Origin of the sequence: Rhizobium sp. WYCCWR10014 (assembly GCF_001657485.1) — a bacterium.
In the GTDB taxonomy this organism is placed as follows: Bacteria; Pseudomonadota; Alphaproteobacteria; order Rhizobiales; family Rhizobiaceae; genus Rhizobium.
Map to the genome: position 1 here is coordinate 135,326 of NZ_LXFU01000051.1, position 13,279 is coordinate 148,604.

The following is a 13,279-nucleotide window of genomic DNA, read 5'->3' on the forward strand; positions in this document are numbered from 1 at the left end:
GGGCTTACTGCTTGACGTAGATCGCGTCGTAATTGATGACGCGGGTCGGATCGATGTAGATGTTGTCAGCACCGCCCATGCGCAGCGACTTGGCGACGACGCGGCGTTCGTTGATGACAGGGATCCACGGCGCATCGGCCATGATATCGGTGAAGATCTTGCCCCAGGCGGCGGTGCGCTCGGCTGCTTTTGCCGGATCGGACATGGAGTCGGCAGCAACGGCGCGCTTGTCGAGATCGGCATTGCAGTACCATGACCAGTTCCAGCCGCCCGGAACCGCGCCGGCGCAACCGAGGATTGGGCCATAAAAGTTGGAGGGATCCGGGAAGTCGGCGATCCAGGCCATGCCGCCCGACCAGATCATCGGCGCTTCGCCTTCCGTGCCGCCGGCCGAGATGACGTTTGCCTGGGCGAGCGCCCGGACTTCGGCCTTGACGCCGACGGCGGCCAGATCCTGCTGGATCGCCTGGGCAATACGCGGCTGCGGATCGGTGTTGGTGGAGTAGAGTACGGTTTCGAAGCCATCGGGATAGCCGGCTTCGGCAAGCAGTGCCTTGGCTTTCGCCACGTCATAGGCATAGCCGGTGAAGGCCTTGTCGTAGCCCGGCATCAGCGGTGGCAGCGGCTGGTTGGCAGGCGTTGCACGGCCGTTGAGGATACGGGTGATGCGCTCCTTGTTGACCGCCATGTTCAACGCCTGGCGAACCTTGACGTTGTCGAAGGGCTTCACCTTGGTGTTCAGCGTGATGTAGCCGGTGTGCAGCTGTTCGCCGTCGACGATCATCTGCGCGCCGTCGGCCGAATTCTTGATTTCGAGGAATTTTGCCGGCGGAATGCCATCGCCGGCAATATCGACCTCGCCCTTCTGCAGGCGCAAGAGCGCCACCAGCGGCTCTTGGCCGACCTCGACCTTGAAGCTGTCGATATAGGGAACGCCCTTGACGAAATAGTCCTTGTTGCGCTCGAAAACGAGCTGCTGGCCGATCGTCCACTCCTTGAGGATGAAGGTGCCGGAGCCGACCGGCTTCTTGCCGAAATCGCCGGCGGCCGCCTCGACGGCTTCCTTCGGCACGACCGAGGCGAAGTTGATGGCGAGCACGTGCAGGAAGGTGGCGTCGGGACGTGAGAGGTTGAAGATGACGGTGCTATCGTCAGGCGTCTCGATGCCGGAGAGCGTCGTCGTCTTGCCGCCGGTTTCATCCTCGAAGCCCTTGATGGCGCCGAAGAAGCCGGCGCCGGGCCCTTGAGTCTTCGGGTCGACGGCCCGTTCGATCGAATATTTCACGTCGGAGGCGACGAGTTCGCGGCCGTTCGAGAACTTCACGCCCTTGTGCAGCTTGAAGGTATAGGTCAAGCCATCGGGCGAAACGGTGAAGCTCTCGGCAAGTGAGGGAACCGGGTTCGGCGTGCCGGGTGCGTAATCCATCAGGCGGGAATAGAGGCTCTTGATCATCGACCAGTTGACCCAGTCGTAGCCGATTGCCGGGTCGAGCGTGGTGATGTCGTCCTTGTAGGTGACGACGATATCGCCGCCCTGCTTGGGCGTGTCCTGCGCCATGACGGACAATGGGGCGAGCGCCACCATCGTTGCCATGGTCGTCTGTTGCAGCCAGCGTTTGAACATCTTGGTTCCCCTTCTTTGGTTGCTGTCAGCGTGTGCGGATGCGCGGATCGATGACCGGCGCGATGAGGTCGGCAAGCAGATTGCCGATGATGATGGCGAGCGCCGACGTCAGCGTGACGCCCATGATGATCGGGATGTCGACCTGCTGGATTGCCTGCCAGGCGAGCTGGCCGATGCCGGGCCAGCCGTAGACTGCTTCAACCACGACCACGCCGCCCATGAACTGGCCGATATCGATGCCGATCATGGCGATGATCGGCAGCACGGCATTGGGCAGCGCATGGCGCAGGATGACACGCTTCGAGGAAAGACCCTTGGCGCGCGCCGTGCGGACGTAATCCTGGTTCAGCACATCAATCATCGACGAGCGCACCATCCGGGCATACCAGCCGGCGCCGCAGATGCCGAGCGTTACGGCCGGCAGGACGAGATGCGAGAAGCTGCCGTAGCCGCTCATCGGAAACCAGCCGAGCGTTGCCGCCAGCAGATAGAGCAGCAGCAGGGCGACGAGAAATTGCGGTGCGGAGGTGCCGACAAAGGAGGCCATCATCACCAGCCGGTCGACGAAGCCGCCGCGGCGCACGGCGGCGATGGTGCCGAGCGTCAGGCCGAGCGCCACCTCGACGAAGATGCCGGCGAGCATCAGCGTCAGTGTTGCCGGCAGTCGTGCGGCGATCAGCGTCCAGACGTCGGTTTTCTGCGCATAGGAGCGGCCGAGATTGCCATGCAGCAGATTGCCGAGATAGGTGCCGAACTGGACCAGCAGCGGCTGGTCGAGGCCAAGCTCATGGCGGATGTTGCCGACTGTCTGGGTCGTGGCGCTGCGGCCGGCGATCATGCGGGCCGGATCGGCGGGCAGGGCGTAGAGCAGCACGAAGGTGATTGCAGCGACGCCGAGCAGGATAAGGGCCGCCTGCAGCAGCCGGCGGAGCATCACGAAACCCATCAGCCCCTCCCGCGCTGGGTCGGGTCGAGAATGTCGCGTAGTGCGTCGCCCACCAGATTGAAGGAAAGCGCCGTCAGAAGGATGATCGCGCCGGGAATGAAGACCAGCCAGGGAGCGGCCTGAAAATAGCTTTGGCTCTCGAAGATGATGTTGCCCCAGGAGGGCTGCGGCGGCTGGACGCCGACGCCGAGGAAGGAAAGTGTGGCCTCGAGCAGCACGGTGGTGGCAATGCCGAGCGTTCCCCAGACGATTGCCGTCGGCACGAGGTGCGGCAGGATATGCATGAAGAGCACGCGCATATGGCCGGCGCCGAGCGAGCGTTCCGCCATGATGAAATCGCGCTCCACCAGCCCGCGGGTTTCGGTGTAGACGATGCGGGCGACCTGCACCCAGTTGACGAGCGCGATCACCATGGCGACGATCCAGAGGCTCGGCTTCAAAAGGGCTGCCAGTACGATGGCGAGCAACAGCGCCGGAAAGGCCATCATCAGATCGGTGAAGCGCATCAGGATGTTGCCCGGCAGCCCGCGGAGATAACCGGCAACGATGCCGACGAAGAGGCCGATCGCCACCGCAATGCCATTGGCGACAAGGCCGATGATCAGCGAGGTGCGGGCGCCAAAGAGCAGGCGCGAGAAGAGGTCGCGGCCGAGCGTGTCGGTGCCCAGCAGATAGGGGCCGCCCGGCGGCAGCGGCGCGCCTTCGAGCGAAAGGCCGTCAAACATCTGCTCGTCGGGGCTGAACGGCGCGATCCACGGCGCAGCAATTGCCAGCGCGATTACGAGTGTGACGATCACCAGCCCGAAGAGGGCCGTCGGCTGGCGGATCATCTGTTTCAAGACATGCATCAGCCCGCCTCCGGCAGAGGTTCTGCTCCTGCCAGAATGAAGGCTGATATCTGCTCCATAGGCAGGCGGCGGCGCATGGCGCAATTGCGCAGGATTGCGTAGGCGCTCTCTTCGTCGATGCCGTGTGCGGCCTGAAGCTTTTCGACGGCGGCGTGAACGAGCGGCCGCAGCCGGACGCGCTCTTCGAGATATTTCAGCTTTTCCGCAGTCGCCTTGCGCTCCTGATGAATGGAGACGGCCATGACAAGCGCCGGATAGACGGCCGATGTGGCGATCGGCTTGGCGATGATCGCGCCGGCACCCTGTCCAAGGGCCCAGGCGATGCGGCCGGGTGCTTCCGAACCAAGCAAGGCGACAACGGGGCACGCAGGCGTTTCGCCGTTCCAGGGCAGCAGATCGTCCCAGCCCTGGTCGGCATCGACGATGACGAGATCAGGCAGTGCCGCGGTTGAAAGCGGCGCCCATTGCAGCGCTGCATGGATGCCGAGCAGGCGAAGCTGACGGATCAGCCTTTCGGTGTTGCCGTCCTCGCGATGCAGGACCATCGCCTGCCAGCCGGTGAAATTGGGTGTCTCCTTCATGACACCACCCTCAGCCGCGGAAAGGCCTGCCGGTTGCGGCCGGTCAGATAGGGGTCGGCGGCGAGCGGCGGCCGCGAGGCGACGACATCGAAGCCGTTGTCGGCGTTGATCCGGCCGAGATGGAAGGGCAGGGCGGCATGATTGGTCTCCCGGTCGATCGAAAGCGCGCCGAACAGGGTCGGCCAGGATCGATTGTAGAGCTCGCGCCGGACGGCGTCGGGCTCGTCACCGCCGGCAGCGACGATCGCGTCGACGCAGAGCCGGACGGCCGTATAGGCGCTGGCAAAAACGCTGGAGACGCGCCGCTCGGCGCCGTGATGCTCGGTGACGCGAGCCTTGAAGGCGGCATTTTCCGGGGTCGCGATACTGTCGAAATAGGACGCGGCGCAAAGCTGGCCGGCGGCGGCTCCGGCGGCGATATCGTCGAGCTCGCATTCCATCAGGTCGCAGCTGACGACCGGGCAGTTTTCTGCCCGGAAGGCCGGGTCGCGATCACCGAGCGCCTTGATCGCCTCCAGGAAGGCATAGCTCGACGGTCCGATCAGATTGTTGAGGATAAAGCTCGGGCGGCGCTGGGCGATCTCGGCGACGATGCGCTCGACGGCGGTTTCCTCGAGCGGAAGATAGCGTTCGCCCAGCACCTCGCCGCAGGCATTGGTAATCAGTTCGCGGGCGAGCCGGTTCATCTCCCAGCCCCAGACATAGTTGGCGCCGACGAGATAGGGCCTTGCCCCGTAACGCGGGATCAGGTGCTCGAAAAGCGGCAGCAGATGCTGGTTCGGGCAGCCGCCGACATAGATGACGTTCTCGTTGGCCTCGAAGCCTTCATAGGGGCACATGTACCAGAGCAGGCCGTCATGTTTCTCGACGAGCGGGATGACTTCCTTGCGTGCCGCAGAGGTGATCGTGCCGACGATATGGCGGCAGCCGGCGCGCAGAAGATGGCGCGCGCCGTCGAGATAGGCGGCAAGATCGGCATGGGGGTCGAAGAAGACCGGTTCGATCGCCAGCCCTTCGACGCCGGTATATTCGGCCATGGCGAAATCGGCGCCGTCGCGCGCGTCGCGGCCCATCGAGCCGTAAGGTCCGGTGGTCGAATAGAGGATACCGATTTTCAGCGCGTCATTCATGAAGTGACCATATCAAAAACCCCACGACGCTGGTCCCATCGAGCGATGAGGCGTCATGGGGCGAAACTGCCCAGAGACTATCGGAGTCATGTCAATGCGGCGGCCTTCTGCCTAATCCGCAGGCTTGAGTAAAATACAGGCAGCTAGTCTTTGTCAAGTGTGCTGCCCTGCACTCGCAGTCATTTGATCTTGTTCTCTCGGTAGAGCCGCGAAAGGGCGCTCTTCTAGCTCAAATCATGCAGATCCTTGGTGATCGCCGGGCCGATCGAGAATTCGGAAAAGCGAACCGTCAGGCCACTGCGCTCCGGCGTGCAGGCGGTCGGTCCGACCTCGTAGTGCGCTGCTGCCGGGAAGGGGGCGAGCCGCAGCAGCGGCCAGAAGCTGCCATCACGCGAAGCCTGGATGCGCATTGCGCCGTTGGCGACGGTCACGCGGATGCGGAAATCCTCCAGCTCTTTGAAGGGTTGTGCCACGGACCAGTCGGACTTGCCGTCGGTGACGACGGTGCTGAGGAAGGCTTCGCCGTCGGTGAATTCGACGCCTGTTTTCACCCAGCGCCTCTCGTCGATGCGCACCATCAGGCCGGCCTGGTCGTAGAGCGTGCGGAATTCGCCCTGGACCCGGATCTGAGCGGTGAAGCCGTCGCTGAAAGGAAAGGCGAGGAAATGGCCGCTGTCGCGGGTGAAGCCGTAATGGGTCTCCCGCCAGAAATCAGTTTTCTCATCGGTCGTCAGGGTAAGTCCGCCTTCGTCCGCCTGCCAGTTGGCCGGCTCGTTCAGCCATTTGCCGTCGTTGAAATCGATGCTCATCCTGTTCTCCCGTTCCGTTGAAGCCTCACTGCGATTGACACACCTTGGCACAATGCGCGGTCTTGTTGCAGGCGGGCGCAGCCAAGGATTGTGTGTTTCTCCGGCGTCTCGCTGTCCGCCGAGCGCATAATCCGTCGCTCCTGCTTGACAGGATCGATCGATCTCCTATTCTGTTACAAAAAGATGAATTACATAATTGTGGAACTAAACGGGAGCCCTCACATGAAAACACTGGTCGCATTCCTTCTCGGCACCGCGCTCGTCGCCCTGCCTTCGACGCTCCTTGCCCAGGAAAAGGGCGGCGTCATCAATGTCGCGACGATCGGCGAGCCGCCGACGCTCGATCCGATGTCGTCGACGGCCGATCTGGTCGGCATCGTTACGCAGCACATTTTCGAAACGCTCTACACCTTCGACAAGAGCTGGAACGTCACGCCGCTTCTGGCCGAAAGCCTGCCTGAGATCAGTGCCGACGGCAAAACCTACACGATCAAGCTCAGGACCGGCATCAAGTTCCACGACAATACCGACATGACCTCGGAAGATGTCGTCGCTTCTCTTGGCCGCTGGATGAAGATCGCTTCGCGCGGCAAGCAGGTCGCCGGCTTCATCGATAAGGTCACTGCCGCCGATCCAGCGACCGTGACGATCACGCTGAAGCAACCCTATGCGCCGCTGACCTCGCTGCTCGCCTTCAACAATTCGGCCGCGATCATCATCCCTTCCGAAAAGCAGGACGAGCCGATGAAAGACTTCATCGGCACCGGTCCCTACATGCTGAAGGAGCGCAAGGCCGACCAGTATATCCAGCTCGTCCGCTTCGATGGCTACAAGTCGCGCGAAGGCGACAGCAATGGTTATGGCGGCGCCCGCCACCAGTATCTCGATGAAATCCGCTTCGTGCCGGTGCCGGATCCGAACACCCGCGTCGAGGCCGCCGTTTCCGGACAATACGACTACGTCGACTCGATCCCGGTCGAATCCTATGACAAGCTGAAGGCCTCCACCGCCTCGCAGCCGATCATCCTGAAGCCCTTCGGCTATCCGGTGTTCGTCTTCAACACGGCCGATGGCGTCAACAAGAATGTCGAGGTTCGCAAGGCGGTCCGCCAGGCGCTCAGCATGGAAGACATGCTGGCCGCAGCTTTCGGCAGCAAGGATTTCTACGCACTCGACGGCGCCATCTATCCGGAATCTTATTCCTGGCATACGGATGCCGGCGTCGAAGGCGCTTACAACGTCGCCGATCCGGAAGGGGCGGCCGCTGCCGCCAAGAAGGCCGGCTACAATGGTGAGCCGATCCGTATCCTGACCAGCCGCCAGTATGAATTCCACTACAAGATGGCGCAGGTCGCCGCCGAATATCTGAAGCTTGCCGGCTTCACCGTCGATATGCAGGTTGTGGACTGGGCAACGCTGACGCAGCGCCGTACCGATCCGAAGCTCTGGGATATCTATATCACCCATAGCCCCTTCCTGCCGGAGCCTGCTTTGATCGGCTCGCTCTCGACAAGCTCGCCGGGCTGGTGGGATACGCCGGCCCGCAAGGCCGCCGTCGATGCCTTCACCTCGGAAGTTGATCCGAAGAAGCGCGTGGCGCTCTGGGCCGATGTCCAGAAGGCGATCTATGCCGACGCACCTTTCATGAAGATCGGGGACTTCAACGCCGTTTCGGCAGAATCGACCAAGCTTGAAGGCGTCGATCCGGCTCCGTGGCCGTATTTCTGGAATGCTTCGATCAAGAAGTAAACATCGCCACCGATACCGGCCATTCCTGGTCGGTATCGGTCTTCTTTTTTGCAGCATCTGCAAGGGTTTGCCAGGCATTCATGATACGCTACATCCTCCAGCGCCTGTTCGGCATGATCGTCGTGATGTTTCTCGTCGTCACGATCGTCTTCGTCATCGTGCGCGTGACGCCGGGAGATCCGGCCGCCGTCATGCTCGGGCCGGATGCGACGCCGCAGGATATTGCCGACCTCAGGGCCCGGCTCGGCCTCGATCAGTCGCTCGGCCTGCAATATGTCTACTATATCGGCCAGATGCTGAGAGGTGATCTCGGTCAGTCGATCTTCCTCAACATGCCTGTCACCTCGGCCTTGCTCGACCGGGCCGAGCCGACCTTCTTCCTGACTTTGTTTTCGCTCGCCATTGCCAGCATCATCGCCCTGCCGATCGGCATCTATGCCGCCTATCGGCGCGGCTCCTTCATTGACCAGGCGGCAACGACGCTCGCCATGTTTGCCGCCAGCATTCCGAGCTTCTGGCTCGGCCTGATCCTGATGCAGTTCTTCGCCGTCAGGCTCAACCTCTTCCCGGTCTCGGGTTATGGCGGTCCGGGCTCGACCTTTCTCGATCGGATGTATCATCTGACGCTGCCTGCCTTTGCGCTCGGCATCGTCTCCTCGGCGCTGATCCTGCGTTTCACCCGCGCGTCGATGCTTGATGTGCTTGGCGACGATTATATCCGCACGGCACGCGCCAAGGGGTTGATCGAGCGCCGGGTCATTCTCAAGCACGCGCTGAAGAATGCGCTGATCCCGATCCTGACGGTGATCGGCCTGACGGCAGCGGTGCTGATATCTGGCGCCGTCGTCACCGAGACCGTCTTCGGCCTGCCGGGTGTCGGCAATCTCGTCGTCTCGGCGGTTCTCCGCCGCGACTATCCGGTCATCCAGGGGGCTCTGCTCGTCATCGCCGCGCTCTACGTGCTGATCAATTTTGCGATCGACATGCTCTATCTGCTGATCGATCCGAGGGTGCGCTACTGATGACCGATATCGCAATCAAATCAGTCGAAGGCGAGGGCAGCAAATTCACCAAGCGCCTGCTGAAGCGCAAGACGGTCGCCTTGGGTCTGCTGATCCTGACGATCTTCGTGCTTCTGGCAGTCTTTGCGCCTGTTGTCGCGCCCTATTCGCCGTCGAAGCTTTCCATCGTCAATCGGCTGAAGCCGCCGAGCGGCACCTTTTTCTTCGGCACCGATGAGTTCGGCCGTGACGTCTTTTCGCGTACGATCTTCGCCGGCCGCTTGTCGCTGCTCGTCGGTGTTGCGGTCGTGACGCTCTCGGCCGTGATCGGCGTGACGCTCGGCCTGCTTGCCGGCTTCTTTCAGAAGCTTGATACGCCGATCGCCCGGCTGATCGACGCGATGATGGCGTTTCCGGATATTCTGCTGGCGATTGCGCTCGTTGCTGCCCTCGGCCCGTCGTTGACGACTGTTATCATCGCGCTGTCGATCGTCTATGCGCCGCGCCTTGCCCGCATCGTCCGCGCTTCGACGCTTGTCATTCGTGAACTGCCCTATGTCGAGGCGGCGAGGGCGCTCGGCATTTCGACCTTCCACATCATGACACGGCATGTGCTGCGCAATCTGCTGTCGCCGATCCTGGTGCAGGCCACCTTCCTCTTTGCGAGCGCGATGCTTGCCGAAGCCGGCCTGTCTTTCCTCGGCCTTGGCGTCAGCCCCGAAATCCCGACCTGGGGAACGATGATCGCCGCCGGCCGCCAGTATATCGGCCAGGCCGACTGGATGACGCTGTTTCCAGGCGTCGCCATCATCCTCTCCGTGCTGTCGCTGCAGATGGTCGGCGATGGCCTCAGAGACATGCTCGATCCAAGACAGCGCAAGGATCTTTAATCGCCGACCAAACGTCGGCCCAATCGAAATTCGCCAAATCGAAAATTGCATGACAGGAGTTTGCGTGAATCAGTTTCCCACCGCCGCCGGCAAGGTCGAGAACTCGCCTTACGAACGGCTTGCCGCCCTCGGTATTGCGCTTCCGCCGCCGCCGCCGCCGATCGCCAATTTCGTCACGCACGTGATCGAAGGCAATATGCTCTACCTCTCCGGCCAGGGCCCGCGTGAGGCCGACGGCTTCATGCATGCCGGCAAGGTCGGTGGTGGGGTCAGTGTCGAGGCGGCCTACGGCCATGCGCGGCTGACCGGCATTAACCTGCTTGCCGTCATGCAGGACGCGCTCGGCGATCTCTCCCGGGTCAAGCGGGTAGTGAAATTGCTCGGCATGGTCAATGCCGTGCCTGATTTCGAGGATCATCCGAGCGTCATCAACGGTTGCTCGGATCTGCTGATTGAAGTCTTCGGGCAAGCCGGCGAACATGCCCGCTCGGCCGTCGGCTTCGGCTCGCTGCCCGGCAACATCACCGTCGAGATCGAGGCGATCGTCGCCTTGCACGGCTAACGGGAACTCGACACAGTTGATCGACCGCCCCATGTTTCGTTTTTCGACCCAGACTCCTGGAGATCTCCATGTCCACTGATATACGCCCGTCGCTCGGCCTTCGCCCTGTCATCAATGTATCGGGCACGATGACCAGCCTCGGCGCCTCGATCGTCGTTCCCGAAGCGATCAGCGCGATGGCATCGATCCTGCCGCACTTCGTCGAGATCAACGACCTGCAACGCAAGGCCAGCGCCGTCATCGCCCGGCTGACCGGCGGCGAGGCGGGCTTCGTCACCGCCTCCTGCTCGGCCGGCATTTCGCTGGCTGTCGCCGGCGCGATCACCGGCAATAACCTGCTGGCGATCGAGAAGCTGCCGGATGTCGTGTCGGAGAAGAACGAAGTGCTGGTGCAGATGGGCCACGTGGTGAGCTACGGCGCCCCGGTCGACCAGGCGATCCGGCTTGCCGGCGGCAAGGTCGTGCTTGTGGGGCAGGCGACCTCGACGCATCGCTTCCACATGGAAAACGCCATCACCGATAAGACCGCCGCCGCCGTCTATGTCGTCTCCCACCATGTCGTCGACTACGGCCTTTTGAACCTCAAGGAATTCGTCGAGATTGCCCATGCCAAGGGCGTGCCCGTCATTGTCGATGCGGCCTCGGAATATGATCTCAGGATTTTCCTGGAGCAGGGGGCCGATATCGCCCTTTACTCCGGCCACAAATTCCTCGGCGGCCCGACCTCGGGCATCGTTGCCGGCAGCAAGGAGCTGGTGCGCCACGCCTTCCTGCAGAATATGGGCATCGGCCGCGGCATGAAGGTCGGCAAGGAGAGCATCTTCGGCGTCATGGCAGCACTCGAAGCCTGGGAAAACCGCGACCATGCCGGCATCCGGGAACGCGAGACCGGCTATCTCAACCTGTGGAAGCGCACGCTCGACGGCCGCCCCGGCCTCACCGCATTGATCGAGCCTGACCCGACCAACAATCCGCTCGATCGGCTGCGCCTGATCGTCGATCCCGAGCAGGCGCATATCACTGCCTGGGATCTGGCCGATGCGCTTGCCAAGGGCAGCCCGCCAATCATCGTGCGCGATCACGAGGTGGAGCACCGCTATTTCTACCTTGACCCGTGCAATCTGCATCCGGGCGAGGAGATGATTGTCGCGGAGCGCCTGGCGCAGGAACTCGACAAGGCGCGCGCCTCCAACGAGATCATCGCAACGCCGATCGAGAACCGCAGCAGGCACCGCTTCGACGGTGCGCTGCGCTGGCCGGATTGATCCGCCGCCGCTCATCTGCCGCAAGAGGAACCACCATGGCCACTGCCCAAGCGCAACCGATTGAGACAACCACCGACGTTCTTTCCGTCGAAAGGTTGACGACATCCTTCCTGGTGGACGGCGTCTGGAAACCGGTCGTGCGCGATGTTTCCTTCACGGTGGCGCCAGCGGAGACGGTGGCGATCGTCGGCGAATCCGGCTCGGGCAAGAGCGTCACCTCTCTCTCGATCATGCGGCTGCTGCAGGCGGATACGAGCCGTGTCGAGGGTCGCGTCATGCTCGGCGGACGCGACCTCCTGGCATTGCCGGAAAATGCCATGCGGCAGGTGCGTGGCAACGAGGTGGCGATGATCTTCCAGGAGCCGATGACATCGCTCAATCCGCTCTTCACCATCGGCGACCAGATTTCCGAAGCTCTGCTCTGCCATTCCGATATGAGCAGGGCCGATGCCAAAGCTGAGACGATAAGGCTGCTGGAAAAGGTCCGCATCCCGTCTGCCGCCTCGCGCTTTGGCGAATATCCGCATCGCTTCTCCGGCGGCATGCGCCAGCGGGTGATGATCGCCATGGCGCTCGCCAGCCGGCCGAAGCTGTTGATTGCCGACGAGCCGACGACGGCGCTCGACGTCACCATCCAGGGCCAGATCCTCGATCTGATCAAGATGCTGCAGGACGAGGAGGGGACCTCCGTTCTGTTCATCACCCATGACATGGGCGTTGTTGCCGAGATCGCCGACCGGACGGTGGTGATGTATCGCGGCGAACAGGTGGAAAGCGGCGCCACGGCCGATATCTTCCACCGCGGCAAACATCCCTATACGAGAGCGCTACTATCCGCTGTGCCGGTGCTCGGCTCGATGCAGGGCCGGCAACGGCCGTTGCGTTTTCCCGTGGTCAATACCGCAACGGGTGAATCGGACATTCCCGCCGAGGTCGCCGATACGGTGGCAGCGACACCCGTCCTGCAGGTGAAGAACCTCACCAAGCGTTTCGACATTCATTCCGGCCTGTTTGGCCGGCTGACCAGCCGGGTGCATGCCGTCGAAAATGTCTCCTTCGATCTTCATGCCGGTGAGACGCTGTCGCTCGTCGGCGAATCCGGCTGCGGCAAATCGACGACCGGCCGCGCCATCATGCGCCTCATCGAGCCGCAGGCCGGTTCCGTTCTTGTCGAGGGCAGGGAGGTGCTCGGCCTCGACAGGAAGGATCTGCGCGAGATGCGCAAATCCGTGCAGATGATCTTCCAGGATCCCTTTGCCAGCCTCAATCCGCGCATGACGGTCGGTGCTGCGATCGCCGAACCCTATCTCGAGCACAAGATGGGCAACTCGAAACAGGCAAAAGAGGTCGTCGCCGATTTGCTGGTGAAGGTCGGTCTGTCGGCGGATATGGCCGCGCGTTATCCGCATGAATTTTCCGGCGGCCAGCGCCAGCGCATATGCATTGCCCGCGCGCTTGCCTTGGAGCCGAAGGTCATCGTCGCCGATGAAAGCGTCTCGGCGCTCGATGTCTCGATCAAGGCGCAGGTCATCAACCTGATGCTCGATCTGCAGCAGAGTTTCAACCTCGCCTTCCTGTTCATCTCACACGACATGGCGGTGGTCGAGCGTGTCAGCCACCGTGTTGCGGTGATGTATCTCGGCGAGATCGTCGAGATCGGCCCGCGGTCCGCGGTCTTCGAAAATCCGCAGCATCCCTATACGAAGAAGCTCATCGCGGCAGTGCCGGTGCCCGATCCAGACCGCCGCCATGAAAAGCGGTTGGTGGCGAATGACGAGATCAAGAGCCCGATGCGCCCGGTCGACTATCAGCCTGCGAGCACGTCTTATCGTGAGGTCGGGCCGGGCCATCTGGTCATGGCTGATCGGTAGGCT

At 62.3% G+C, this 13,279-nt stretch carries 12 protein-coding genes; 6 read left to right on the top strand and 6 right to left on the bottom strand.

All coding sequences use genetic code 11. The features are described from left to right. Positions 1-4: 4 nt before the first annotated feature. The 6 genes from A6U98_RS30640 to A6U98_RS30665 form a co-directional block, all read right to left on the bottom strand. The gene (locus A6U98_RS30640; RefSeq protein WP_064654801.1) at positions 5-1,624 is read right to left on the bottom strand and encodes an ABC transporter substrate-binding protein; all 1,620 of its coding nucleotides are present in this window, start codon (positions 1,622-1,624) and stop codon (positions 5-7) included. Between the two features lie 25 nt (positions 1,625-1,649). After that, positions 1,650-2,570, bottom strand: a complete 921-nt coding sequence (locus A6U98_RS30645; RefSeq protein WP_064654803.1) for an ABC transporter permease — start codon at positions 2,568-2,570, stop codon at positions 1,650-1,652. Next, entirely contained in the window at positions 2,570-3,418 is an 849-nt protein-coding gene (locus tag A6U98_RS30650) for an ABC transporter permease (protein WP_064654806.1), read from the bottom strand. The genes A6U98_RS30645 and A6U98_RS30650 overlap by 1 nt, the downstream gene beginning before the upstream one ends. Then, positions 3,418-3,999: an ANTAR domain-containing protein gene (locus A6U98_RS30655; protein WP_064654807.1), complete on the bottom strand. Its 582-nt coding sequence runs from the start codon at positions 3,997-3,999 to the stop codon at positions 3,418-3,420. The genes A6U98_RS30650 and A6U98_RS30655 overlap by 1 nt, the downstream gene beginning before the upstream one ends. Beyond that, on the bottom strand, positions 3,996-5,129 hold the full coding sequence (locus A6U98_RS30660; RefSeq protein ID WP_064654809.1) for a transporter substrate-binding protein: 1,134 nt from the start codon (positions 5,127-5,129) through the stop codon (positions 3,996-3,998). The genes A6U98_RS30655 and A6U98_RS30660 overlap by 4 nt, the downstream gene beginning before the upstream one ends. A gap of 224 nt (positions 5,130-5,353) precedes the next feature. Next, a complete protein-coding gene (locus tag A6U98_RS30665) occupies positions 5,354-5,938 on the bottom strand; it encodes a DUF1349 domain-containing protein (RefSeq protein WP_064654811.1) in 585 nt (194 codons plus the stop codon). A gap of 222 nt (positions 5,939-6,160) precedes the next feature. Here A6U98_RS30665 and A6U98_RS30670 point away from each other — a divergent pair, with 222 nt between their 5' ends. The 6 genes from A6U98_RS30670 (at position 6,161) to A6U98_RS30695 (ending at position 13,276) form a co-directional block, all read left to right on the top strand. After that, positions 6,161-7,687, top strand: a complete 1,527-nt coding sequence (locus A6U98_RS30670; RefSeq protein ID WP_028741822.1) for an ABC transporter substrate-binding protein — start codon at positions 6,161-6,163, stop codon at positions 7,685-7,687. A gap of 80 nt (positions 7,688-7,767) precedes the next feature. After that, positions 7,768-8,709, top strand: a complete 942-nt coding sequence (locus A6U98_RS30675) for an ABC transporter permease (protein WP_003553764.1) — start codon at positions 7,768-7,770, stop codon at positions 8,707-8,709. Further along, a complete protein-coding gene (locus A6U98_RS30680) occupies positions 8,709-9,578 on the top strand; it encodes an ABC transporter permease (RefSeq protein ID WP_064654813.1) in 870 nt (289 codons plus the stop codon). The genes A6U98_RS30675 and A6U98_RS30680 overlap by 1 nt, the downstream gene beginning before the upstream one ends. A gap of 49 nt (positions 9,579-9,627) precedes the next feature. Continuing rightward, entirely contained in the window at positions 9,628-10,140 is a 513-nt protein-coding gene (locus tag A6U98_RS30685; RefSeq protein WP_033183611.1) for a RidA family protein, read from the top strand. A 68-nt stretch (positions 10,141-10,208) separates the two neighbouring features. Continuing rightward, positions 10,209-11,405, top strand: a complete 1,197-nt coding sequence (locus tag A6U98_RS30690) for an aminotransferase class V-fold PLP-dependent enzyme (protein ID WP_064654815.1) — start codon at positions 10,209-10,211, stop codon at positions 11,403-11,405. Between the two features lie 35 nt (positions 11,406-11,440). Next, positions 11,441-13,276, top strand: a complete 1,836-nt coding sequence (locus A6U98_RS30695; RefSeq protein ID WP_064654817.1) for an ABC transporter ATP-binding protein — start codon at positions 11,441-11,443, stop codon at positions 13,274-13,276. Positions 13,277-13,279 lie beyond the last annotated feature (3 nt).